This is a genomic window from Nocardioides luti, from assembly GCF_014212315.1.
Taxonomy (GTDB): domain Bacteria; phylum Actinomycetota; class Actinomycetes; order Propionibacteriales; family Nocardioidaceae; genus Nocardioides; species Nocardioides luti.
The window spans coordinates 374,352-397,426 of sequence record NZ_JACKXE010000001.1 but is presented as its reverse complement, the minus strand read 5'-3'; the positions used below and the strand labels follow the sequence as shown (position 1 = coordinate 397,426).

The window sequence follows — 23,075 nt, the reverse complement described above, 5'->3', positions numbered from 1 at the left end:
CGGCGACGGCACCGTCCCCGACCTCAGCGCAGCGCGCGGTGGGCGCCGATCGCGGCGAGGGTGAGCAGCACGCCGGCACCCACCAGCCGCGGCGGCACGGACCCGCCGGTGCGGTGGCCGAGCAGGGCGTGCTGGGACTGGCTCGAGAGGACCGAGCCGCCGCTCTGGTGCGAGAGCGCGGACCCGTTCGACTGGTGGGAGAACACCGACGCGAGCGACATCGACGAGCCGATGGAGCCCGCGGAGGCGAAGGACCCCACCGAGGCGAACGACGCGAAGGACGCCGCGCTCCCGATCGACAGGACCGAGTCCTGCGAGAGGATCGAGAGCACCGAGTTCTCCGACCACAGCGACCACATGGCCGGCAGCCTAGCCCCGGCCCGACGGCCCGGTCAGCCCTCCGAGGCCGGCCGCTGGGAGGTGCAGACGCAGGCCCTGTTGCCGTCCAGGTCGGCGACCACGACGTACGACGGCGCCTGGCTGTCGTCCACGACGACCCCGCCCGCGGCGACCGCGGCGGCGATCCGCTGCCCGGCCACCTCGGGCGCGACCCAGACGTCCAGGTGGAAGCGCTGCCGCGGCGGGTCGTGCTCCTCGGTGTCCTGGAACCACAGGATCGGCGTCTGACCGGTCGCGTCCCGGACGTCGTCGCCCGTCGAGCCGCGGCCCATGGCCGCGGTGCCGCCCGTCAGCAGCGCCGCCCAGAAGGGCGCGACCCGCGACGAGGACGCCGTGTCCAGCGCCAGCTCGATGGTGGTGAGCGAGGCCGGATCGGCGTCGACGCCCTGGGCCGCGGCGATCTCGGTGATCCGCCGCGCCAGGTCGACGTCGCGCTGGGTCACCCAGGAGACGAGGTGCTCGACCCCCTCGCCGTCGCGGTACACCGCGTCGTCGCTGATCAGCTTCAGGTCGGCGTACCCCTCGCCCAGCGTCACGCGCGGGTGGTGGCCGCCCGCGTCGCCGGCCTCGGCCAGCGCCGCGACGAACCGGGCACCGGCGGCGAAGTCTCCGATGCGGTACCTCGTGTGCAGGCCCTGCCCCAGCTGGCGCCAGTCGGCCAGGTCGGCCTCGGTGATCTGTGCTCCCGTCAACATGTCCATGACGCGACGCTAGGCGCGGTCCCGGACGATCCGGTTCCGGGACACTCAGCGGTCCGCTGGGAGGACCCGCTGGCTAGGCTCGGAAGCGTGCCCGAGCCGTCCCTTCCCCTGCGCAAGCTGGGCTTCCTGACCATCGGCCTCTTCGACGGCGCCGACCCGGCACCGGGGCACGAGTCGACCCTGCGGGTGATCGAGCTCGGCGAGCAGCTCGGCTTCGACAGCGCGTGGGTGCGGCACCGGCACCTGCAGTACGGCATCTCCTCGCCCGTCGCGATCCTCGCCGCGGCCACCCAGCGCACCCGCCGCATCGAGCTGGGCACCGCGGTCATCCCGCTCGGCTGGGAGAACCCGCTCCGGCTCGCGGAGGACCTCGCGACCGTGGACCTGCTCTCGGGCGGCCGCCTCAACCCGGGGCTCAGCGTCGGGCCGCCGATGCGGTGGGACGACGTCCGCGAGGCGCTCTACCCCGACACCGCCGACGCCGAGGACTTCACCTACGAGCGGGTCGAGCGGCTGCTGCGGATGGTGCGCGGCGAGGCCGTCAGTCCGTTCCGGGGCACCGAGGGCATCGAGGAGTTCTCCGACCGCGTCCAGCCGCACAGCGCGGGCCTGGCGAGCCGGCTCTGGTACGGCGGCGCCAGCCTGCGCTCCGCGCAGTGGGCCGGCGAGCACGGCATGAACTTCCTCACCAGCAGCGTCGTGAAGGCCGAGGAGTCCGAGGACTTCGCCGAGATCCAGCAGTCCCACATCCGGCGCTTCCGCGAGCACCACCCGGACGGACCCGCGGCGCGGGTGTCGCAGGGCCTGGTCGTGATCCCGACCGACAGCGCGTCGCGGGAGCAGGTCGCGACGTACGAGGCGTACGCCGCCTCCCGGCTCGCCCGCACGGCGACCCCGCAGGGGCCCGCGCGGATGATGTTCGCCCCGGACCTGGTCGGGACGTCCGAGCAGATCGCCGAGCGGTTGTACGCCCACGCCGGCTTCCGCGAGGTCGACGAGGTCGCGTTCGCCCTGCCGTTCTCGTTCACCCACGACGACTACGTGCAGATCCTCACCGACATCGCGACGCACCTCGGGCCGGCCCTGGGCTGGAGCCCGGCGGGCTGAGCGACGGTCAGCAGCGCTCAGCCGCGCAGCTTCTCCTCGAAGAACCCGAGCACCCGGGCGACGGCCTCGGGGGAGCGGTGCTCGGTGACGGTGGAGTGCCCCTTGCCCTCGAGGTCGACGCGCAGGAACGCGCCGCCGAGCTCGCGGCTCAGCGTGTCGAAGCGGGTCCCGACCGCGCCGTCCTTGCGGTAGCGCAGCCCCAGCACCTCGCACCCGCCGGCCGCCCGCTCCTTGACCGTCGCCAGGTCGGCGGGCGAGAGGTTCAGGTCGGCGCCGCGGGCCCGGCCCACGGCGAACGGCAGCGACGGCTGGCACAGCACCGGCGCGACGACGGAGCTGTCGACCATCATCGCCAGCGCGAAGCCGCCGGTGAAGCACATGCCCAGCGCGCCGACGCCCGGTCCACCGAGCTCGGCGTGCAGGTCGCGCGCGAGGCTGCGCGTCCAGGCGGCGATCGGCGAGGTCTCACCGGTGGCCAGCACCGTGAACTCGCGGCTCACGCACAGCTTCGGCAGCACCTTCGCGACGGCACCGGCCGACATCGAGCCGGCCGCGTCGCCGAACAGGTGCGGCATCACCACGGTGAACCCCGCGGCCACGACCTCCTCGCCGAAGCCGATCACCTTGTCGGTCAGCCCGGGGATCTCGTGGATGACGACGACGCCCGGCCCGCTGCCCTTGCGGTACGTCGGGTGCGTCATGCCGTCGGTGCTGTGCTCGCCACGGGTCCAGCTGTCCAGGAGGCTCATGCCGCGAGTATGTCTACTCTCGGCCCATGCAGGAACGACCCGTCCACCTGGTGCTGCCGCACCAGCTCTTCGAGGAGCACCTCGACGCCGCGGACGGCACGCGCTTCGTGCTGGTCGAGCACGACCTGCTGTTCCGGCAGTACCGCTTCCACGCCCAGAAGCTGGTCCTGCACCGGGTCTCGATGCGCCGCTTCGCCGACCGGCTCCGCGAGGCCGGCTTCGAGGTGCACGTCGTCGAGACCTCGGCGCGCACCACCTCGCGGGCGGCCCTCGCCGCGCTGCTCGCCGAGCTGGCGCCGTTCACGCTCACCGTCCACGACGTCGTCGACGACTGGCTGAGCCGCGACCTCACCGCCGCGCTGGCGGACGCCGGCCACGAGCTCACCGCAGACGAGGTGCTCGAGAGCCCGAACTTCCTCACCAGCCGCGCCGACGTCGCCGCCCAGCTCGGCTCCGGGCGCAGCCGGATGCAGACCTTCTACACCTGGCAGCGCCGCCGACTCGGCGTCCTGGTCGAGGCCGACGGGAGTCCCGTCGGTGGCCAGTGGTCCTTCGACGAGGACAACCGCAAGAAGCTGCCGCGCAACCACCCTGTCCCGGCCGTCCCCGCCCCGGAGTCCCGGCACGCCTACGTCGACGACGCGATCGCCTGGGTCGCCGACGAGTTCCCCGACGCCCCCGGCAACGCCGACTCCTTCGCCTGGCCGACCTCGCACGCCGAGGCGCAGGCGGCGTACGACGCCTTCCTCACCGACCGGTTCGCCGAGTTCGGCCCCTACGAGGACGCGATCTCCGGCGCGCACGGCGTGCTCTTCCACTCGCTGCTGACCCCCGGCCTCAACATCGGGCTGCTGTCCCCGCGCGACGTGCTCGACCGGGCGCTGGCCCGTGCGTCCGACGGCGCCGGCGACGTGCCGCTCGCGTCCCTGGAGGGCTTCGTCCGGCAGGTGATCGGGTGGCGGGAGTACATGCGCGCGACCTACGTCCAGCGCGGCCGCGCGATGCGCACCAGCAACCGGCTCGAGCACGGCCGGCCGCTGGCCGAGGGCTGGTGGACCGCCGAGACCGGGCTCGAGCCGGTCGACGTGGTCCTGCGCCGGGTGCTCGACACCGGCTACGCCCACCACATCGAGCGGCTGATGGTGCTCGGCAACGCGATGTGCCTGCTGCGGACGGACCCGGACGCGGCGTACGAGTGGTTCATGGAGATGTTCGTCGACGCCTACGACTGGGTGATGGTGCCGAACGTCTACGCGATGAGCCAGTTCGCCGCCGCGGACGCGATCACGACGAAGCCCTACGTCTCGGGCAGCAACTACCTCAAGAAGATGTCCGACCTCGGTCCCGGCGAGTGGCGCGACGACTGGGACGCGCTCTACTGGACGTTCGTCCGCGACCACCACGACGTCTTCGACGCGAACCCGCGCTCCCGCATGGTCGCGAAGCTGTACGACGGCCTCGACCCGGCCCGCAAGGCCGCCCACACCCGGCGCGCGACCCCCTGGTTGGCGTGATGCTCTACCACTCGCTCGAGCTGCTCCCCGACGACGCCGGCCGCGAGGCGGTCGTCGCGGACTGGCAGGCGCTCCGGGACGCCGGGCTGCGCTCTCAGCTGGACCACCGCGGCATGACCAACACCCCGCACCTCACGCTGGTCGCCGCTCCCGCGATCACCGCGGCGGTGGAGCGGCTCGCCGTCGACGAGCTCGAGCCGCTGCTGCCGCTGACCGTGCGGACGTCGGGGCTGCTGGTGCTGGGCGGCCGCAAGATCACGCTGGCGCGGGTGGTCGACGTGGACGACGAGCTGATGGCGGCGGTGCTGCGGATCCGCGCGCACGTCGAGTCGCCGCAGCACCCCGGCTGGCTGCCGCACCTGACGCTCGGGCGGCGGCTCCCGCGCGCCGACGCCCAGCAGGCGCTCGACGTGCTCGGCCACGGTGACGTCGAGCTGACGCTCACCGAGCTGCGGCGCTGGGACCCCGATGCCGGCACGGTCAGCCGCGCGACCCGCGACCGGGTCGACTGACCTGCGCGTCCCGCGGGCGGCGCACGCCCCGTGTCGGTGGCGCGGTCGTCGGGTCGTCCGGCCAGGCGTGCTTGGGGTAGCGCCCGCGCAGCTCGGCGCGCACCTGCGGGTAGCCGCTGACCCAGAACGACGCCAGGTCCGACGTCACGGCCGCCGGCCGGCGGGCGGGGGAGAGCAGGTGCAGCAGCAGTGGGACCCGGCCGTCCGCGAGCTTCGGCGCCGCGGCCCATCCGAACACCTCCTGGACGCGCACCGCCAGGACCGGCTGCTCGCCGTCGTACGACACCCGCACCTGCGACCCGCTGGGCACCCGTACGGTCTCGGGGGCGAGCTCGTCGAGCCGGCCGGACTCGGGCCACGGCAGCAGGCGTCGCAACGCCGCGAGCACGTCCACGCGCTGGAGGTCGCGGGCGCCCCGGACCCGCGCGAGGTCGGGCCCGAGCCAGGTGTCGAGCGCGTTCAGGAGGGCGTCGTCGGAGACGTCCGGCCAGGGCGCGCCCAGCGCGCCGTGCAGGAAGGCGAGCCGCTGGCGCAGCGCGACCGCGGCGTCGGTCCAGCGGAAGATCGCGAGCCCGTCGCGCCGCAGCCCGTCCCGGACGGCGTCGGCGACCAGCGCGGGGTCGGGACTCTCGAGGGGCGCCGCGGCGAGCTCGATCGCCCCGACGCGCGTGACGCGACGCGCGACGACCCGCCCGTCGGCCCAGCCGACCTCGTCGGCCTCGTGCCAGAGCCCGGACGCGGCCTCGAGGGCGAGGTCCTCGCTCAGCGGCGCCGCCGAGCGGATCGTCGCGTCGCGGACCCCGGGTCGGCGATCGGCGTCCGCGATGGCCAGCCAGGGCAGGCCGACGAGACCCGAGCCCGGCGGGAGCGTGGCCCCGGTGCCGGAGGTCATGAGGTACGTCGTCGAGCCGTCCTTGCGGCCCGGCCGGAGCCGCGCCACCCGGTCGGGGTGCGCGAGCGCGACCACCAGGCCGACGGCGACGTCGTCGGTGAGCCGGTGGTCCGTGTCGGTCCCGCCGTGTGGCACCGACGTCCGCAGGCGGTCGACCGCCGCGCGCCACGCCCCCGCGGCGGGGCCGCCACGACGCAGCCCGCGGAGCGCCGCGACCAGGTCGCCGCCGGGCGCGCGGACGTCCTCGGCGAGCAGCGCCACGATCTCGGCGGCGCGCTGGGCCCCGACGACCTCGGCCCCGTCGAGCAGTGCCCGGGCGAGCCGGGGGTCGACCGGCACGCCGGCGATGGCCCGGCCGCGGGGCGTGACCGTGCCGTCGTCCTCGACCGCGCCGAGGGCGCGCAAGGTGGTGCGCGCCGCGTCCAGGGCCGCGGCCGGCGGCTGGTCGAGGAGCGCGAGCCCGGCCGGGTCGGGGCTGCCCCAGGCGGCGATCTCGAGGGCGAACGACGTCAGGTCGGCCGTCGCGATCTCGGGCTCCGGGTGCGCCGCGAGGTGGGCGTGGTCCGCCTCCGACCAGCAGCGGTACGCCGCCCCGGGACCCTCCCGGCCGGCCCGGCCGGCCCGCTGCTCGGCCGCAGCCCGGCTGACGCCCACCGTGACCAGCCCGGCCAGCCCACGCCGGTGGTCGGTGCGCGGCTGGCGCGAGAGCCCCGCGTCGACGACGACCCGGACGCCCGGCACCGTCAGCGACGACTCGGCCACCGCGGTCGAGACCACGACCCGGCGTCGGGGTCCCGGGCTGAGCGCCCGGTCCTGCTCGGCGGACGGTAGCCGGCCGTGCAGCGGCAGCACGTCGACGCCGGGTCCGACCCCCGCCAGCCGGGACACCACCCCGGCCACCTCGCCCACCCCGGGCAGGAAGGCGAGCACGTCGCCCGCCTGCTCGTCGAGGGCCCGGCGCACGGTCGCGGCGACGTGGTCGAGGAAGGCCGGGGTGAGGCCGCGTTCGTCGGCGCGGCGCACGCCCGCCGGCAGCGGGCTCCAGACGTGGGCGACGGGGTGCAGCGCGCCGGGGACCGCGACCACGGGCGCCGGGGTGCCGCCCCCGACGAGCGACGCGGTCCGCTCGGCCTCGACGGTCGCCGACATCGCGACGAGCCGCAGGTCCGGGCGCAGGCTCTCGCGGACCTCGAGCAGCAGCGCGAGGGTGAGGTCGGCGTCCAGCTGGCGCTCGTGCACCTCGTCGAGGACGACCGCGCCGAAGCCCGCGAGCTCGGGGTCGCGCTGGAGGCGGCGGAGAAGCACGCCGGTGGTGACGAACTCGATCCGGGTCGCCGCGCCGGAGCGGCGGTCCCCGCGGACGGCGTACCCCACCGTCGCGCCGACGGGCTCGCCGAGCAGCGAGGCGAGGCGGCGGGCGGCGGCCCGCGCCGCGATCCGGCGCGGCTGCGTGACGACGACGCGTCCGTCGACGGAGGCCGCCACCGACGGCGGCACCATCGTCGTCTTGCCGGTGCCGGGCGGCGCCTGCACGACGACGCAGCGCCGGTCGTCGAGAGCGGCGGCGACGGCCCCGAGCCCCGCGACGACCGGCAGGTCCGGCGGCGCGGCCAGCAGGCGCTGGATCGGGTCGGCGGGCACGGTGCCAGTGTGCCGACAACTCGGTCGACGCCACGACACCGGACACCTAGCCTCGCCCGGGTGAGCATCCACGCCGACGGCATCGACGTCCCCCTCGGGCTGGTCCGCGACCTCGTCGACGCACAGTTCCCCCAGTGGGCCGACCTGCCGCTGCGGCCGGTGGCGGAGTTCGGGACCGACCACGCGCTCTACCGCCTCGGCGACGACCTGGTCGCCCGGATGCCGATCATCGGCTGGGCCGCCGACCAGGCCGACAGCGACGCGACCTGGCTGCCGCGGCTGGTGAATCACGTCCCGGTCACGCTGCCGGTGCCCGTGGCGCTGGGCGAGCCGAGCGCGGCGTACCCCTTCCGCTGGTCCGTCGCCCCCTGGCTCCCGGGCCAGACGCCGACCGCCGACAACGTCGACCCGTTCGTGCTGGCCGAGGAGCTGGCCGGCTTCGTGGCCGACCTGCACGCCGTCGACGCCACCGGTGGCCCGCTGAAGACCGGCTCCAGCCGGGGCGCCCCGATCCGCGGGTGGGACGAGTCGGTGCGCTCGGCGATCGTCGAGGCCGGCGACCGGATCGACGGCCCGGCCGCGCTGCGGGCCTGGGAGCACTGCCTCGAGGCGCCCGACCACGCCGGCGACCCGGTCTGGATCCACGGCGACCTGCTGGCCGGGAACCTGCTCGTCGACGGCGGGCACCTGAGCGCGGTCATCGACTTCGGCGCGCTCGGGGTGGGCGACCCGGGCCCGGACCTGACGCCGTACTGGTCGACGCTCTCCGTCGAGGCGGCCGGGAGGTTCCGCGAGGTCGTGGACGAGCGGTGCGGGTACGACGACGCCGTCTGGCGGCGCGGCCGCGGCTGCACCCTCGCGCCGGCGCTGACCGGGATCCCGTACTACTGGGACACGGTCCCGGCCTTCGCCCAGCGTGGGCTGCGCACGCTGGAGCGGGTGCTCGCGGACCTGGGGCTTGGCTAGGGTCGCGCCCATGGCCGACCCGACTGTCTCCGCACCTGCTGTGCTCCCCGTGCTGGACGCCGAGGAGCAGCGGGTGCTCGGCGCGCTGCTGGAGAAGGAGCGCACCGTCCCGGCGTCCTACCCGCTGTCGCTGTCGGGGCTCCGGGGCGCCTGCAACCAGACCAGCAGCCGTGAGCCGGTTGTCGACTGGTCCGAGGCCGACATCGAGGCGATCGTGAAGCGCCTGCGGACCCGCGAGCTGGTCCGGGTCGTGTGGGCCGACCGCGGGCGGCGGACGCTGAAGTACCACCAGGTCCTCGCCGAGCTGCTCGACCTCGCCGACGACGAGCGCGCGCTGGTCACCGTGCTGCTGCTGCGCGGCCCGCAGGCGCCCGGCGCGCTGAGGACCCGGACCGAGAGGCTGCACCCGTTCGCCGACCGGCACGAGGTCGAGGCCTGCCTGGCTCGCCTGGCGGCCCGGGACGCGCCCCTCGGCCCGCTGGTCCGCGAGCTGCCGCGCCAGGCCGGCCAGCAGGACAACCGCTGGGTGCACCTGCTCGGGCCGGTCGAGGTCGGCCCCGCCGGCGGCGGTGCGGGCGGTGCGGGCGGTGGGGCCGGCGCCGCGGCCGCGGTCGACCGGGAGAGCGTGCTCGCCGACGGTGCCGAGGCCCGCGACGCCCGCGTCCGGTCGTCGTACGACGCCGTCGCGGCGACGTACGCCGAGCGGCTGGCCGACGAGCTCCAGGAGCTGCCCTTCGAGCGGTGGCTGCTGGACAGCGTGGCGGCCGCCGCCGGCAGCGACCCCGTGGTCGAGGTGGGCACCGGGCCGGGCCACGTGACGGCGTACCTCGCCGCCGCCGGTGCCGACGCGACCGGCATCGACCTTTCCCCGGCGATGGTCGCCGAGGCGCAGCGGCGATTCCCCGGAGGTCGCTACGAGGTCGGCGACCTGCGGCGGCTGATGCGCCCGACGACCAGTGCGGGCTGGGCGGCGGTGCTGGCGTGGTACTCCCTCATCCACCTCGCCTCCTCCGAGCTGCCCGGCGCCCTCGCCGCGCTGGCGAGGCCACTCGCCCCGGGCGGCCTGCTGGTGCTTGCGCTGCACGTCGGTGCCGAGGTCCGGCACGCCGACGACTGGTTCGACCACGAGATCGACCTCGACTTCGTGCTGCACGACCCGGCCGAGATCCGCCGGCTCGTCGAGGCGGCCGGGCTGGTCGACCTGGAGTGGTACCACCGCGGCGCCCTCGCCGCCCGCGACGAGTCCACCGAGCGGCTCTACGTCCTGGCCCGCAAGCCGTCCTGAGCTCGCGGGTGCCGCGTCAGGCCAGGTCGAGCACCACGTCGCCGAGCACCGGGGCGCCGTCGCGGTCACCGGACCCGGCGACGGTCGCCGAGGCGACGATCCGGCCGTCCTCGACCCAGCCGCGCACCCGGATCGACTCCCCGGGGAAGACCACGCCGGCGAACTTCACCGCGAAGCCCCCGACCCGCGCGGCGTCGCCGTCGAGCAGCTCGTCGGTCAGCGTGCGCAGCACGATGCCGTACGAGCACAGCCCGTGCAGGATCGGCGCCGGGAAGCCGGCCACCTCGGCGAACGACGGGTCCGCGTGGAGCGGGTTCCGGTCGCCGCACAGGCGGTAGAGCAGCGCCTGCTGGGGCGTGACGTCGTACGTCGTCTCCGTGTCCGGGGTGCGCTCGGGCAGCGGGACCGGCGACGAGGAGCCGCGGTCGCCGCCCCAGCCGCCCTCGCCGCGCACGAAGATCGACGAGCGGGTGGTCCAAAGCTCCGCGCCGTCCGCCGCCGTCGCGACGCCCTCCTGCCAGATCACCGCGGCCTTGCCCTTGTCCCAGACCTCGCTGATCCGCGTGCGGACGGTCCCGGACCCCGAGGTGGGGATCGGGCCGTGCAGCGTGACCGACTGCGACCCGTGCACGACCTGGGCGAGGTTGATGTCGCACCCCGGCAGGTCCAGCGGCGGCGGGTCGGTCATGTGGAAGGTCGGCGCCACGACGCCGAACGACGGCAGCACCTGCAGCCCGGGGCCGTCCAGCGTCCAGCGCAGGGCGGCGGGGGAGAGGTTGTCGCCCGGACGCGAGCCCGCGCCGACGGCGAGGTGGTAGAGCAGCACGTCGCTCTCGTCCCACGAGAAGTCCACGGCGCCGAGATCGGCACCGACCGCGACGGACGGGTCGATGGGCATCAGGCCGCTCCGGTGTCGTCGGGGTGGTTTCGAGACGGTTGCTGCGCAACCTCCTCAACCACCGGCGGCGGTTGCTGCGCAACCTCCTCAACCACCGGGGGCGGTTGCTGCGCAACCTCCTCAACCCCCGGCGTACGTTGCTGCGCAACCTCCTCGACCACCGACGTGGCGATGTCCTCGGCGGCGAGGTAGCCGAAGGTCAGCGCCGGGCCGATGGTGGCGCCGGGGCCGGCGTAGGTCCGCCCCATCACGGCGGACGAGACGTTGCCCGCGGCGTAGAGGCCGGGGATGACCGAGCCGTCCGCGCGGAGCACGCGGGCGCGCTCGTCGGTGACCAGCCCGCCCTTGGTGCCGAGGTCGCCGGGGACGATCTTCACGGCGTAGAACGGGCCCTGGTCGATGACGTGCAGCGACGGGTTCGGCTTCACGGTGGGGTCGGAGTAGTACTGGTCGTAGGCGCTCTCGCCGCGGTGGAAGTCGGCGTCGACACCGGAGCGGGCGAAGCCGTTGAAGCGCTCGACGGTCTCCTCGAGGGCCGAGGGCGGCACCTCGATGGCGGCGGCCAGCTCGTCGAGGGTGGCGCCCTTCACGACCGTGCCGGACTTGTACCAGCGCCCGGGGAACGGCTGCCGGGGCGACAGTCCGGCGAAGAGGTAGCGGTTGCGGTAGCGCTGGTCCATCACCAGCCAGGACGGCACGTGCGAGACACCGGTCGCCTCGCCGGCGTAGATCTCGTGGACGGCCTCGACGTACGGCAGCGCCTCGTTCATGTACCTCTTGCCCGCGGCGTTCACGATGATCGAGCCGGGCAGGTTGCGCTCGGCGAGGCAGAACCACGGCCCCGACGGCAGCGGGATCGTCGGCCCCCACCAGGCGTCGTCGAGCAGGTCGGTGTCGGCGCCCGCGGCGATGCCGGCGAGCACGCCGCCGCCGGTGTTGAACTGCGAGCCGGTCGTCCAGTCGACCGACGTCGGGTGCGGCTGGTGCTTCTCGCGCATCTCGAGGTTCTTCTCGAAGCCGCCGCTGCCGAGGATCACCCCACGGCGGGCCCGCACGAACTGCTCGACGCCGTCGCGGAGCACGCGCACGCCGACGACCCGGCCGTCCTCGATCACCAGGTCGCGGAGCTCGGTCTCGTAGTGCAGCGGCACGCCCGCGTCGCGCAGGCCCTGGCGCAGCCCGATCGCGAGCGCGTTGCCCATCGCGTACATCTTCCGGCCGCGCAGCCCGCTCAGCACCCGCTTGAGCAGCACCTTGGCCATCGTCAGCGGCCCGCGGACGGTGCGCAGCCCGAGGCTGATCTTGCGGAAGTCGGCCTGCGTGACGATCAGGTTCGCGGGCGCCTTGGTGTACGCCGGGTGCAGGTGCTCGAGCTCGTCGCCGAGGAAGCTCGCGTCCAGCGGGACCGGCTCGACGCTGCGACCGGCGGCGCGGCCGCCCGGCGCCTCGGGGTGGTAGTCGGCGTACTGCGGCACCCATGCGAAGCGCACCGGCGTGCGCGCGCGGAGGAAGTCCATCACCTCGGGACCGCGGTCGACGTAGGTGTCGCGACGGACCTTGGGCACCACGTCGCCGACGATCGCGTCGAGGTAGCGCTTGGACTCCTCGGCGGCGTCGGCTTGCCCGGCGTCGCGCAGCGCGTAGTTGCCCGGGATCCAGACGCCCCCGCCGCTGCGCGCGGTGGAGCCGCCGAAGTAGGCGCTCTTCTCGAGCAGGACCGTGTCCAGGCCGTGCGTCCGGGCCGCCAGGGCGGCCGTCATCCCGGCCCCTCCGGCACCCACCACCACGACGTCGACCTCGGCCGGCAGGGCGGACGTGCTGCTCACTGGTCGCGGCTGCGCAGCACTCGTCGGTCGAGCTTGTCGAGACCCACTCATGGCGCAGAACTGTAACAGGTTCTAGTATGGCGGCCATGCTCTCCGACGACGTACGACGCGAGGTCGCGGCCGCCCTGGCCGCCGCCGAGCGCGACCGCCGCCCGATCCCGCCGCTGCGGGAGACCTGGCCGGAGATCGACGTCGTCGACGCCTACGAGGTGCAGCTGCTCAACATCCGGCGCCGGCTCGCGACCGGCGCCACCGTGCACGGGCACAAGGTCGGGCTCTCCTCGCGCGCCATGCAGGAGATGATGGGCGTCGACGAGCCGGACTACGGCCACCTGCTCTCGGACATGGCCGTCTCCGAGGACCGGCCTGTCAGTGCCGGGCGGTACTGCTACCCGCGCGTCGAGGTCGAGGTCGGCTTCGTCCTCGGCGCCGACCTGCCGGGCGAGGGCTGCACCGAGGACGACGTGCTCGCCGCCACCGAGGCGGTCGCGCCGGCGATCGAGCTGATCGACAGCCGGATCCGCGACTGGGACATCCGGATCGGCGACACCATCGCCGACAACGCGAGCTCGGCCGGCTACGTGCTCGGCCCGGACCGCGTGAAGCCCGCCGACCTCGACCTCCGCTCGATCGAGGCCCGGCTCACCCGCAACGGCGAGCAGGTCGCCGAGGGCCGCTCCGACGCCGTTCTCGGCAACCCCGTGACGGCGGTGGCCTGGCTGGCCCGCAAGGTCGCGACCTTCGGGGTCACCCTCGAGGCCGGCAACGTGATCCTGCCCGGCAGCGTGCACCGCGCGATCGACGTCCGCCCCGGCGACGACTTCGAGGCCGTCCTCGACGGTCTCGGCACCGTCCGCCTGTCCTTCACCGACTGACCGTCGGTGGTCGAGGAGGTTGCGCAGCAACCGTCTCGAGACCCCGTGAGAGGAACCCGATGACCACCGAACGGCTCACCGCCGCCATCGTCGGCCCCGGCAACATCGGCACCGACCTGATGTACAAGCTGCTCCGCAGCGACGTCGTCGAGCCGCGCTGGATGATCGGCGTCGACCCGACCAGCGACGGGCTGCGCCTCGCCGAGGAGCAGGGGCTCGAGGCCAGCCACGAGGGCGTGGACTGGCTGCTCAAGCAGGACGTGCTGCCGGACCTGATCTTCGAGGCGACCTCGGCCTACGTGCACCGCGAGTACGCCCCGCGCTACGAGGAGGCCGGCATCCGGGCGATCGACCTGACGCCCGCCGCCGTCGGCCCCGCCGTGATCCCGCCGGTCAACGGCGAGGACCACCTCGGCGCGATGAATGTCAACATGATCACCTGCGGCGGCCAGGCCACGATCCCGATGGTCGCGGCGGTCTCGCGCGCCGCGACGGTGTCGTACGCCGAGATCGTCGCGTCGGTCGCCAGCGTCAGCGCCGGGCCCGGCACCCGCGCCAACATCGACGAGTTCACCCGCACGACGAGCCGCGGGGTCCGCGAGATCGGCGGCGCCGAGCAGGGCAAGGCGATCATCATCCTGAACCCCGCCGACCCGCCGATGATCATGCGCGACACGATCTTCTGCGCCGTCCGGCCGGACGCCGACCGGGACGCGATCGTCGCCTCGATCGTCGCGATGGAGAAGGCCGTGCAGGAGTACGTCCCCGGCTACCGCCTGCTGCAGGAGCCGCAGATCGACGACCCGTCGCCGGCGACCCGGGGCCAGACCAAGGTGAGCATCTTCGTCGAGGTCGAGGGGGCGGGCGACTTCCTCCCGCCGTACGCCGGCAACCTCGACATCATGACCGCCGCCGCCACCCAGGTGGGCGAGAACATCGCGCGGAGCACCGGTGGTTGAGGAGGTCGCGCAGCGACCGTCTCGAAACCACTTCTCCGAAGGACAGGACCTGACATGAGCACCGACCGTGACACGCTCAGCCGGACGTGGAAGGACGCGCACGGGGGCGACCTCGACCTGCGCCTGACCGACACCTGCCTGCGCGACGGCTCGCACCACAAGCGGCACCAGTTCACCGCGCAGGAGGTGCACGACATCGTCGAGGCCCTGGACGCCTCGGGCGTGCCGGTGATCGAGGTGACCCACGGCGACGGCCTGGGCGGCTCGAGCTTCAACTACGGCTTCAGCCGCACGCCCGAGCAGGAGCTGATCCGGATCGCGGCGGAGACGGCCGTCAACGCCCGGATCGCCTTCCTCATGCTGCCGGGGGTCGGCACCAAGGACGACATCCGCGCGGCGCAGGACAACGGCGGCGAGATCTGCCGGATCGCCACGCACTGCACCGAGGCCGACACCTCGATCCAGCACTTCGGGCTGGCCCGGGAGCTCGGCCTCGAGACCGTCGGCTTCCTGATGATGAGCCACACCCAGCCGCCGGAGGTGCTCGCGCGGCAGGCCCGCACCATGGTCGACGCCGGCTGCCAGTGCGTCTACGTCGTGGACTCGGCCGGCGCCCTCGTCATGGAGCAGACCGCCGACCGGGTCGCGGCGCTGGTCGCCGAGATCGGCCACGAGGCCAGCGTCGGCTTCCACGGCCACGAGAACCTCGGCCTCGGCGTCGCCAACACCGTCATCGCGGCCCGCGCCGGCGCCACCCAGATCGACGGCTCGGTCCGCCGCTTCGGCGCGGGCGCCGGCAACACGCCGCTCGAGGCGTTCGTCGGGGTCTGCGACAAGCTCGGCTGGCGCACCGGCATCGACTTCCTGACGATCGTCGACGCCTCCGAGGACGTGATCAGGCCGGCGATGCCGGAGGAGTGCCAGCTCGACCGGATGACGCTGATGATGGGGTACGCCGGGGTGTACTCCTCGTTCCTCAAGCACGCCGGGAACGCCGCCGACCGCTACGGCGTCTCCGGCGCGAAGATCCTGCTCGAGGCCGGCCGCCGCAAGCTGATCGGCGGCCAGGAGGACCAGCTCATCGACATCGCGCTGATGCTCAAGGCCGAGCAGGACAAGGAAGCGGCCAACTCCTAGGAGCGCGTCACGACGCCTCCGCATCGAGACCACGGTGGGGCCGCCGCTGGGTACAGTCTCGTCGCGAGGCCGGAGTCCGCGCGCGGCCCGCACCGACCAGATCGGTGGACGGAGGAGAGCAGGGCATGGCACACGGGGGCGCGCGAGCGCAGGAGTTCGGCCACGACGCGGTCATCGTGTGCGACAACCTGCTGCGCGTCTACCAGACCGACACCGTCGAGGTGCAGGCGCTGCAGGGCCTCGACCTGCTGGTGCACGACCGCGAGATGGTGGCGATCGTCGGTGCCTCGGGGTCCGGCAAGTCGACGTTGCTCCAGGTGCTCGCCGGCGTCGACGCGGCGACCGCCGGGCGGGCCCGGGTGGCCGGGCACGACCTGCTCGGCATGACGCGTCGCGAGCGCGTCCACTACCGCCGGCACGTGGTCGGCTTCGTGCGGCAGCAGAGCAGCCGCAACCTGGTGCCCTACCTCACGGCCGCCCAGGTCGTCGACCTCCCGCAGAGCTTCGCCGGCGTGCCGCGCCGTGAGCGTCGGCAGCGCACGGAGGAACTGTTCGAGACCCTCGGCGTGCAGCACTGCACCGACCTGAAGCCGCACCAGATGTCCGGAGGGGAGCAGCAGCGGGTGGCCATCTGCGTCGCGCTCGCGAACCGCCCCCAGGTCCTCCTGACCGACGAGCCGACCGGTGAGCTCGACAGCGCGTCGGCCCAGGAGGTGTTCGCTGCGCTGCGGACCGCCAACCGCGAGTGGGGGACCACGGTCGTCATCGTCACCCACGACGCCGGCGTGAGCGGCCAGGTGGCGCGCACGGTCGCCATCCGGGACGGCCGCACCAGCAGCGAGGTGCTGCGCAGCGACGGGGCGGAGGGCGTCCCCGGGATCGCCGAGGAGTTCGCGGTCATGGACCGGGCCGGTCGTGTCCAGGTGCCGCGGGAGTTCCGCGAGGCCCTGGCGCTGACCCACCGGGTCCGCCTGGCCCTGACCGAGGACAGCATCGAGATCCGCTCCGACCGCGGTGGCGAGCGATGACGGACGTGGGCGGTGCGCCGATGGTCGCGGCGCGCGGACTGTCGCGGACCTACGGCTCCGAGCCGAGCACGGTGCACGCCCTGCGCGACGTCTCCCTCGACGTCAGGTCCGGCGAGATGCTCGCCGTGGTCGGCCGGTCCGGCTCGGGCAAGACGACCCTGCTCAACCTGCTCGGCGGGCTGGACCGCCCGGACTCCGGGACCGTCCGGGTCGACGGGACCGAGCTGACCGGCCTCGACGACGCGGGGCTGAGCACCCTGCGCCGCGAGACGGTCTCCTACGTCTTCCAGTCGTTCGGGCTGCTCCCGTCGCTCACCGCCCTCGAGAACGTCGGCGTCCCGCTGCGCCTGCGGCGCACGCCCGTGGCCGAGCGCGAGCGCCGGGCCGCGCTGCTCCTCGACCTGGTCGGGCTGGGCGCGCACGCCGCGCAGCGGCCCGGTGAGCTGTCGGGTGGGCAGCAGCAACGCGTGGCGATCGCCCGGGCGCTGGCCGGATCGCCGCGGCTGCTCATCGCGGACGAGCCGACCGGTCAGCTCGACGCCGAGACCGGTCTGTCGGTGATGGCGCTGCTCCGCGGCATCGTCGAGTCCGAGGGGGTCACGGCCGTGGTGGCGACGCACGACCAGGTCCTGGTCTCCCTGGCGGACCGCGTCCTCACCATCGCCGACGGCCGGGTCGAGACCTGAGATGACCAGAGCGTGCTGAGGCTGGTGGTCCGCCGGGCCTGGGCGCAACGCCGGTTGCTGGCGGCGGTCGTGGTCCTGGTCGCCGTCGCCACGACCCTCGTGGGCTTCTACACGCTGCTGCTGGGCGTGACGGGACCGCGGTCGTTCTCGGAGCAGGTGCAGCGCTCGCAACCGGACGACGTCGACGTGACCGCCTACCTCGTGGACGTGGCCGGGAGCGACCTCGGGCCCGCCCGCCAGGAGGCGCGCGGGGTCGTCCGGGACGTCCTCGCCCCGCTGCACCCGTCCCTGGTCGGGACGGCGACCTCCGAGATGCGGCAGATCGGCGAGTCGGGTCGGTTCGGGTACCTCGCGACCACCGACGCCGCCGCGGGACGCGGGAGCCTGACCTCGGGCCGGTGGCCCGACGCCGGCGCGGGGTCGCCGGTCGAGGCAGTCGCCCCGGACGCCGCGGCCCGGGGGTTGCGCCTCCGGATCGGTGACCGCCTGCGGCTGGGACCCGGCCGGGGCACGGGGGACAGCGACCACCGGACGACGGTCGTCATCGTCGGGACCTTCCGCGGCGTGCCGAGTCCCGCCTCGGAGACCGACCCGTTGGCCGGTGCGGGGGTCGACCCCGCCTTCACCGCCAGCGGCGTGACCACGGCGGCGTACGGGCCGTTCCTGGTCGACGACGCGGCGTTCCCGCGCACCGGTCTCGACCTGGCCGCGCTGCGGGTGGACGGCCGGCCCGACCTGGCCGCTGCCGACGACGCGTCGCTGCGCGCGACGGTGGGGTCGCTGGCCGGAGCCTCCACGCTGCTCTCGGAGCGGGTGGGCGACGCGGCCGGGATCACGCGGGTCGGGTCGCGGCTGCCCGCAACCGTCGCGCGGCTGCACGCCCAGCAGGCGGCCACCCGGTCCGCGCTGCTGGTCGCCCTGCTGCTGGACACGATCCTGGGCGTCGCCGCCCTCGTGCTGGCCGGTCGGCTCCTCGCCGACAGCCGCACGCGTGAGCGGGACCTCACGACGGCGCTCGGGCTCTCGCCCGGCCAGCAGGTCGGCGCGGCGCTGGTCGAGTCGGTCCTCCTCGCGGTGGTCTCGACGGTCGTCGCCGTGCCGGCGGCCGTGCTCGCGCACGCCGCGGTCACCCGGCTCCCGAGCCTGCGCGCCGCACGGCTGGTCGAGAGCCCGACGCTCACCCCGGGTCTCCTCGTCGCGGCCTCGGCGGGCGCCCTCCTCCTCAGCCTCGTCCTCGTCGTGTCACCGCTCGCGACCCCCGACACGGCCCGCCCGCCCGGGCGCCGACGCGCCTGGGCCCGGTCCGGCGTCGACGGGTTGCTCCTCGTGGCGGCCGCCGTCGCCTGGTGGCAGCTCGACTCCCGGTCGTCGACGTCGACCTCCGGTGACGCCCTGCTGCTGCTCGCGCCCGCGGTGAGCCTGGCCGCGGTGACGGTGGTCGCCGTGCGCACCCTGCCGCCTCTCTTCGCAGGCGTCGCGGCCGCCACGCGCCGTTCCCGTTCCCTGCTCCCGATCGCCCTGGACCCGTCGGCGCTCCGCCTCGGCGCCGGGACGGCGCTGGTGCTGCTCTCGCTGGCCTCGGCCGCTGCCGCGTTCGGTGTCGCGACCCATGCCACCTGGGAGCGCTCGCAGCGCGACCAGGCGGACCTGATGGTCGGTGCGGATCTCTCCCTCGTGCTCGACGCCCCACCGACCGCGGCCGACGCCGCGCGCATCGGGCGGGCGGCGGGCGCCCGCGGATCGCTCGTGTCGCCGGTCGTCGCGCGGCCGCTGACCCTCGGCGCGTTCCTGGGGACCCCGGGCGAGCCGCCCCGGCTGGTGGCGATCGACGCGCGGCACGCGGGCGCCCTCCTCCGCGGGCGTCTCGGCGGAGGCGAGACCTGGGCCGACGTCGGCGACGCGCTGGCGCCGCGTGACGCCGTCCGCGGAGTCCCCGTCCCCGCCGACGGCTCGGGCGTCTCGCTGACCGGCCGTGCCCCCCGGGGCGTCGTGGTGACCGCGGTGCCGACGCTGGTCGTGCAGGACGCGACGGGTCTGCGCAGCACGCTCGAGGCCGCGCCGGTGCCCCTGGACGGGCACCCGCACCCCCTGGAGTGGTCGGTGGCGCCGGGGACGCGCGGGCAGGTCGTGGCGTTCCGGCTGAGTCTCGAGGACGCCGGGAGCAGCACGGGCCGCGTCGCGGGGGTCTCGATGTCGCTGCGCTTCCCCAGGTCGGGAGGATCGCCCTCGGACGCCTCCTCGGACTGGCGGGCGCAGGTGCTGGGCTCCGAGGGTGCGGTCGTCGGTACGACGGTCTCGGCGAAGCAGACCGCGGCGGCGACCGTCCTCACGACGCGCACGCAGGTCCGGATGGCCTATCTCCGCTACGAGGCCGGCGACGTGCTGGCCACGTCGTTCGAGATGCCGACGTCCCTCCCGGTCGCCGTCTCGCGGGCGCTGGCCGATGCCGTGGGGACCAAGGTGGGCGGGCGACTCTCCGCCACGGTCGGCACCGGCAACCTCACGCTGGACGTCGTCGACATCGTGCCGTCGGTCCCCTCCGCGCCGGGGCAGGTGGCCGTCCTGGCCGACGCGGACACCGTGTCCCGGGCCCTGGTCGGCAGTGGGCACCTCGAGCCGGTCGTGGACGCGTTCTGGGTGTCCGCCCCCGGCGCAGGGGCGACCGGCGCACTGGGCGCGCTGGAGCTCGGCGACGTGACGACCCGGGGCCAGGTCACCGCCGACCTGACGCAGGGCCCCCTCCAGGTGGTGCTCCCGGTCGCCTACCTGGCCGTCGCCGGCTCGGCGGTGCTCCTGTTCCTCGCGGGTGCTGCGCTCGTCGTGAGTGCGGACCGCCGGAGGCGGACGAGCGAGATCGCGCGGCTGCGGGCGCTGGGGCTGCCCCGGGGAGGAGCTCGGCGGCTCGTCGGGGTGCAGCACGCTGTCCTCCTCGTCGCCCTCGTCGTGACCGGGGTGGGCGTGGGCGCCGGAGCGGCGCTCGCGTTCTCCCGCGACCTGGTCAGGTCCGAGGACGGGACGGCGCCGGTCCCGTCGGCGGTCCTCGTCTGGCCGTGGGCCGCGGAGGCCCTGCTCGCCGCGGGCCTCGTGGCCGGCTGCCTGGTGATCGCGGCGGTGGCGGCGACCTCGCAGGTCGCCGCCGCGGATCCGGCACTCCTGCGGGAGGGGGAGTGAGGATCACCGCCCGGCCGCGACTGCACGTGCCGAGCATCGTCGGCCGGATGCGCACCGATCCCGGCCCGCTGGTGCTGGTGGCCGTGGTCGTCGCGCTCACGACCTCGCTCCTGGCGGCGGCGGGTCCGCTGACGACCCGTGCCTCGGACCAGGCCCTCGCCGACGCCGTGCGCAAGGCCGGTGCCCAGGGCGTCGTCGTCGGCACCTTCGACCGCGACGACCAGTTCTACGACGTCCGCACGCGGGACCCCCGCGCGGCCGCCCGGCTGCGGGTCGCCGTGGCCGGCGCCCAGCTGCTCCTCCCGGACCGGGTCGCCGACGTCGTCCGGGGCGGGATCGCCGGGGTCACGACCACGCCCCTGCAGCTGCTCGACGCCGGGCCCGGTCGCTACCTCACGCTGGCCTACCTCGGCGCCCCCACCGGCAGCCCCGAGGTCCGCTACGTCTCCGGCGGCCCTCCACGAGCGACCGTCGGAGCGGACCGCGCCGAGACCCAGCTGGCGGCCGACGCCGGTCCCTGGACCGTCCAGGTGGCCCTGTCGCAGGCCTCGGCGACGGCGCTGGGACTCCGGCCCGGTGACCGGCTCACGATGAAGGACCACCAGGGGCGCCCGGTCGTCGCCCGGGTCAGCGGGATCTTCGAGGCACGTGATCCCGGCGACCCGGTGTGGCAGCCCGTCCCGCAGCTGCTGGACCCGGTGCGGGGGGTCACGGCGGGCGTGCCGACCGCGGCCGCCGGTGCCCTCGTCTCGGCCGCCGCCCTGCCTGACCTGCAGCTCGCCGCGCCGGAGGACGACCTGCGCGAGCGCGTCTACACCACGCCGCGGCCGGACGCCGTGCGGTGGTCCGGCTCGGAGCAGCTGGTGCGGGCCATCGCCGCCCTGAAGTCGGCCCCCCACGTGCCCGGCGGCGCCGTCTGGGACAGCGAGCTCGACAGGGTCGTGGCGGACGGTCGCTCCCAGGTCTCCGCCGCTCGGGGGCAGGCGGACGTCCTGATCCTGTCGCTCCTCCTCTGCGCGCTGCTCGTGCTGGGCCTGGCCGCCGACCTCCTCGTGCGGCGCCGAGCGCCCTCGGTCCTGGTCAGCCGCGAACGAGGCGCGACCCTGGCCGAGATCGCTGCCGAGCTCGTCGTCGAGGCCGCCGCGTGGGTGCTGGTCGGGGTCGTCGTCGGGGTGCTCGGGGCACGGCTCGCGCTCGGGCACGCCGCGTGGACCTGGTGGCTCGCGGTGCCGTTCCTCGCGGCGGTGGCGGCCGGAGTGCGCGGAGCGATGTTCGCGTCGCGGGCCACCGACCCGCGCCGGACCCCGGCCAACCGCAACGCCCGCCGGGTCGCCGCCCGAGGTCGGCAGCTGCGCCGCACCGCGGCCGTGGCGGCGGTGGTCGCAGCCGCCGTGCTCTCCCTCGTCGCCCTGCGGCAGCGGGGCGTGGTGGGGGACGGTGACCCGACCGCCGCGAGTGCACCGGTCTGGTGGAGCGTCGCCGGTGCCCTTCTCGTCGTGGCCGCGGTTCCCAGCCTCGCCCGCGTGCTGCTCGACGCCACACGTCGTACGTCGGGGGGCGTCGCCTTCTTCGTCGCCGCCAGGGTGCGCGAGACGGGTGTGCGCACGCTGCCGCTCCTCGTCGTCACGGTGACCGTCGCACAGCTCGCCTTCGCCGTCTCGCTGAGCAGCACCGAGCAGCGCGGCCAGGCTGCCGGTGCCCTGCTCGGTGTCGGTGGCGACGCTCGGGCGACGCTGGCACCGGGAGGGTCCGCGACCGAGGTGGTGAGCGCCCTCGAGGGAGCACCCGGCGTGCGGGCCGCAGCGGCCGCCCGGATCGAGGAGGCCGTGCCGGCGACCTCGGGGAGCGACGCCGCCACGGTCCTGCTCGCGGTGGTCGACGCGTCCGCCTACGCGCACCTCCTCACCGTCAGCGCGCTGCCGGACGCACCTGCCCTCGCGCGTCTGGGGCGTGACGACGCCGCCGACGTCCCGGCCCTGCTCCTCGGCGGACCGGCCGGCCTGCAGGACGACTTCTCGCTCCCCGGCGCCGACGGCTCCGCGGTGCGGCTGCACGTGGTCGGCACCGCTCCGCGCGTCCAGGACACCGTCCAGCCCGTGGTGGTCGTCGACGCCGCCGCCTACGCGCGTGCCGGGGGCGCGGTCGAGCCGAACACCGTCTGGGTGGTCGGACCGCGGGCGGCCTCCGCGCTCCTGGCCCGGGTCGGCCCGGCCGACGACGTCGTGGTCGCCGCCGACGAGCTGGACGCCCGCCGCGCGGCTCCGCTCGCCTCTGGCCTGGTGCTGCTGGCCGGAGCCGCGTCAATGCTCCTGCTGCTCTTCGCGGTGCTCGGCGTCGCCCTGGCAGCGGCGGGCGAGGCCGACTCCCGGGCGGTCTCCCTGGGGCGCCTGCGTGCCCTCGGGCTGCGCGACCACCAGCTGCGGCGCCTCCTGGCCGGTGAGCTGCTCGCACCGGTGCTGATCGGGGCGGTCGCCGGCGTGGTGCTCGGGCTCGGTGCGGCGCTGGTGATGTTCGGGCAGCTGTCGCTGGAGCGGGTCACCGGGCAGACGGGAGCGCCGGCGATCAGCATCCCGCCGTGGGCGCTCGGCGGTCCGGTCGTCCTGGTGCTCGCCGTCCTCGTCCTGGCCCAGCTCGAGTGGCACCGGCTGCGGCGGGTCGCGCTCGGCCAGCTCCTGCGCGGGGGGAGTCCGCGCTGATGCTCTCCAGCTCCCGGCCGGCGCCCTCGCGGA

The 23,075-nt window shown here is 75.1% G+C and carries 18 protein-coding genes; 12 read left to right on the top strand and 6 right to left on the bottom strand.

What is annotated here, in order from left to right:
* Positions 1-23 precede the first annotated feature (23 nt).
* Together H5V45_RS01815 and H5V45_RS01810 are read right to left on the bottom strand one after the other, a co-directional pair.
* Positions 24-359 carry a hypothetical protein gene (locus tag H5V45_RS01815; RefSeq protein ID WP_185251360.1) on the bottom strand — a complete coding sequence of 112 codons (336 nt, stop codon included), beginning with the start codon at positions 357-359 and terminating at the stop codon, positions 24-26.
* A gap of 33 nt (positions 360-392) precedes the next feature.
* Complete coding sequence (locus tag H5V45_RS01810; protein WP_185251359.1) at positions 393-1,100, bottom strand: VOC family protein; 708 nt, start codon at positions 1,098-1,100, stop codon at positions 393-395.
* An 87-nt stretch (positions 1,101-1,187) separates the two neighbouring features.
* Between H5V45_RS01810 and H5V45_RS01805 the strand changes: the two genes are divergently transcribed.
* Positions 1,188-2,207, top strand: coding sequence for an LLM class flavin-dependent oxidoreductase (locus H5V45_RS01805; RefSeq protein ID WP_185251358.1), 1,020 nt, complete (start codon positions 1,188-1,190; stop codon positions 2,205-2,207).
* 17 nt (positions 2,208-2,224) lie between these two features.
* Here H5V45_RS01805 and H5V45_RS01800 read toward each other — a convergent pair whose 3' ends face one another.
* Positions 2,225-2,956 carry a dienelactone hydrolase family protein gene (locus tag H5V45_RS01800; protein ID WP_185251357.1) on the bottom strand — a complete coding sequence of 244 codons (732 nt, stop codon included), beginning with the start codon at positions 2,954-2,956 and terminating at the stop codon, positions 2,225-2,227.
* Positions 2,957-2,982: 26 nt separating this feature from the next.
* Here H5V45_RS01800 and H5V45_RS01795 point away from each other — a divergent pair, with 26 nt between their 5' ends.
* On the top strand, positions 2,983-4,470 hold the full coding sequence (locus H5V45_RS01795; protein ID WP_185251356.1) for a cryptochrome/photolyase family protein: 1,488 nt from the start codon (positions 2,983-2,985) through the stop codon (positions 4,468-4,470).
* Positions 4,467-4,982 (top strand): 2'-5' RNA ligase family protein, encoded by a 516-nt coding sequence (locus tag H5V45_RS01790; RefSeq protein WP_185251355.1) that lies wholly within the window; start codon positions 4,467-4,469, stop codon positions 4,980-4,982. Before H5V45_RS01795 ends, H5V45_RS01790 begins: the two co-directional genes overlap by 4 nt.
* On the opposite strand, the gene hrpB is transcribed toward H5V45_RS01790, so the two are convergent.
* A complete protein-coding gene (gene hrpB, locus H5V45_RS01785; protein WP_185251354.1) occupies positions 4,951-7,515 on the bottom strand; it encodes an ATP-dependent helicase HrpB in 2,565 nt (854 codons plus the stop codon). The genes H5V45_RS01790 and hrpB overlap by 32 nt on opposite strands.
* Positions 7,516-7,575: 60 nt before the next feature.
* Here hrpB and H5V45_RS01780 point away from each other — a divergent pair, with 60 nt between their 5' ends.
* Positions 7,576-8,481 carry a phosphotransferase gene (locus H5V45_RS01780; RefSeq protein WP_185251353.1) on the top strand — a complete coding sequence of 302 codons (906 nt, stop codon included), beginning with the start codon at positions 7,576-7,578 and terminating at the stop codon, positions 8,479-8,481.
* Between the two features lie 10 nt (positions 8,482-8,491).
* Positions 8,492-9,766 (top strand): DUF480 domain-containing protein, encoded by a 1,275-nt coding sequence (locus tag H5V45_RS01775; RefSeq protein WP_221633861.1) that lies wholly within the window; start codon positions 8,492-8,494, stop codon positions 9,764-9,766.
* A gap of 16 nt (positions 9,767-9,782) precedes the next feature.
* On the opposite strand, the gene H5V45_RS01770 is transcribed toward H5V45_RS01775, so the two are convergent.
* Together H5V45_RS01770 and kstD are read right to left on the bottom strand one after the other, a co-directional pair.
* Positions 9,783-10,664 carry a MaoC/PaaZ C-terminal domain-containing protein gene (locus H5V45_RS01770; RefSeq protein WP_185251352.1) on the bottom strand — a complete coding sequence of 294 codons (882 nt, stop codon included), beginning with the start codon at positions 10,662-10,664 and terminating at the stop codon, positions 9,783-9,785.
* Entirely contained in the window at positions 10,664-12,490 is a 1,827-nt protein-coding gene (kstD, locus tag H5V45_RS01765) for a 3-oxosteroid 1-dehydrogenase (RefSeq protein ID WP_343061374.1), read from the bottom strand. Before kstD ends, H5V45_RS01770 begins: the two co-directional genes overlap by 1 nt.
* A gap of 86 nt (positions 12,491-12,576) precedes the next feature.
* Between kstD and H5V45_RS01760 the strand changes: the two genes are divergently transcribed.
* The 7 genes from H5V45_RS01760 to H5V45_RS22525 all read left to right on the top strand — a co-directional run bounded on the left by H5V45_RS01760 (position 12,577) and on the right by H5V45_RS22525 (position 23,042).
* The gene (locus H5V45_RS01760; RefSeq protein ID WP_185251350.1) at positions 12,577-13,365 is read left to right on the top strand and encodes a 2-keto-4-pentenoate hydratase; all 789 of its coding nucleotides are present in this window, start codon (positions 12,577-12,579) and stop codon (positions 13,363-13,365) included.
* Between the two features lie 59 nt (positions 13,366-13,424).
* Positions 13,425-14,324, top strand: a complete 900-nt coding sequence (locus H5V45_RS01755; RefSeq protein WP_185251349.1) for an acetaldehyde dehydrogenase (acetylating) — start codon at positions 13,425-13,427, stop codon at positions 14,322-14,324.
* A 54-nt stretch (positions 14,325-14,378) separates the two neighbouring features.
* The gene (dmpG, locus tag H5V45_RS01750) at positions 14,379-15,461 is read left to right on the top strand and encodes a 4-hydroxy-2-oxovalerate aldolase (RefSeq protein ID WP_185251348.1); all 1,083 of its coding nucleotides are present in this window, start codon (positions 14,379-14,381) and stop codon (positions 15,459-15,461) included.
* 125 nt (positions 15,462-15,586) lie between these two features.
* Complete coding sequence (locus tag H5V45_RS01745) at positions 15,587-16,489, top strand: ABC transporter ATP-binding protein (RefSeq protein WP_185251347.1); 903 nt, start codon at positions 15,587-15,589, stop codon at positions 16,487-16,489.
* Positions 16,486-17,175, top strand: a complete 690-nt coding sequence (locus H5V45_RS01740) for an ABC transporter ATP-binding protein (RefSeq protein ID WP_185251346.1) — start codon at positions 16,486-16,488, stop codon at positions 17,173-17,175. Before H5V45_RS01745 ends, H5V45_RS01740 begins: the two co-directional genes overlap by 4 nt.
* 12 nt (positions 17,176-17,187) lie before the next feature.
* Positions 17,188-20,346 (top strand): FtsX-like permease family protein, encoded by a 3,159-nt coding sequence (locus tag H5V45_RS01735; RefSeq protein ID WP_185251345.1) that lies wholly within the window; start codon positions 17,188-17,190, stop codon positions 20,344-20,346.
* Entirely contained in the window at positions 20,343-23,042 is a 2,700-nt protein-coding gene (locus tag H5V45_RS22525) for an FtsX-like permease family protein (RefSeq protein ID WP_185251344.1), read from the top strand. Before H5V45_RS01735 ends, H5V45_RS22525 begins: the two co-directional genes overlap by 4 nt.
* Positions 23,043-23,075: the final 33 nt, after the last annotated feature.

Bases quoted from the DNA above. Each gene is read 5' to 3' on its own strand.
- H5V45_RS01745 (WP_185251347.1), top strand. From the start codon at position 15,587: ATGGCACACGGGGGCGCGCGAGCGCAGGAGTTCGGCCACGACGCGGTC.
- dmpG (WP_185251348.1), top strand. From the start codon at position 14,379: ATGAGCACCGACCGTGACACGCTCAGCCGGACGTGGAAGGACGCGCAC.
- H5V45_RS01755 (WP_185251349.1), top strand. From the start codon at position 13,425: ATGACCACCGAACGGCTCACCGCCGCCATCGTCGGCCCCGGCAACATC.
- H5V45_RS01815 (WP_185251360.1), bottom strand. From the start codon at position 359: ATGTGGTCGCTGTGGTCGGAGAACTCGGTGCTCTCGATCCTCTCGCAG.
- H5V45_RS01760 (WP_185251350.1), top strand. From the start codon at position 12,577: ATGCTCTCCGACGACGTACGACGCGAGGTCGCGGCCGCCCTGGCCGCC.
- H5V45_RS01800 (WP_185251357.1), bottom strand. From the start codon at position 2,956: ATGAGCCTCCTGGACAGCTGGACCCGTGGCGAGCACAGCACCGACGGC.
- H5V45_RS01770 (WP_185251352.1), bottom strand. From the start codon at position 10,664: ATGCCCATCGACCCGTCCGTCGCGGTCGGTGCCGATCTCGGCGCCGTG.
- H5V45_RS01775 (WP_221633861.1), top strand. From the start codon at position 8,492: ATGGCCGACCCGACTGTCTCCGCACCTGCTGTGCTCCCCGTGCTGGAC.
- H5V45_RS01740 (WP_185251346.1), top strand. From the start codon at position 16,486: ATGACGGACGTGGGCGGTGCGCCGATGGTCGCGGCGCGCGGACTGTCG.
- H5V45_RS01810 (WP_185251359.1), bottom strand. From the start codon at position 1,100: ATGGACATGTTGACGGGAGCACAGATCACCGAGGCCGACCTGGCCGAC.
- H5V45_RS01795 (WP_185251356.1), top strand. From the start codon at position 2,983: ATGCAGGAACGACCCGTCCACCTGGTGCTGCCGCACCAGCTCTTCGAG.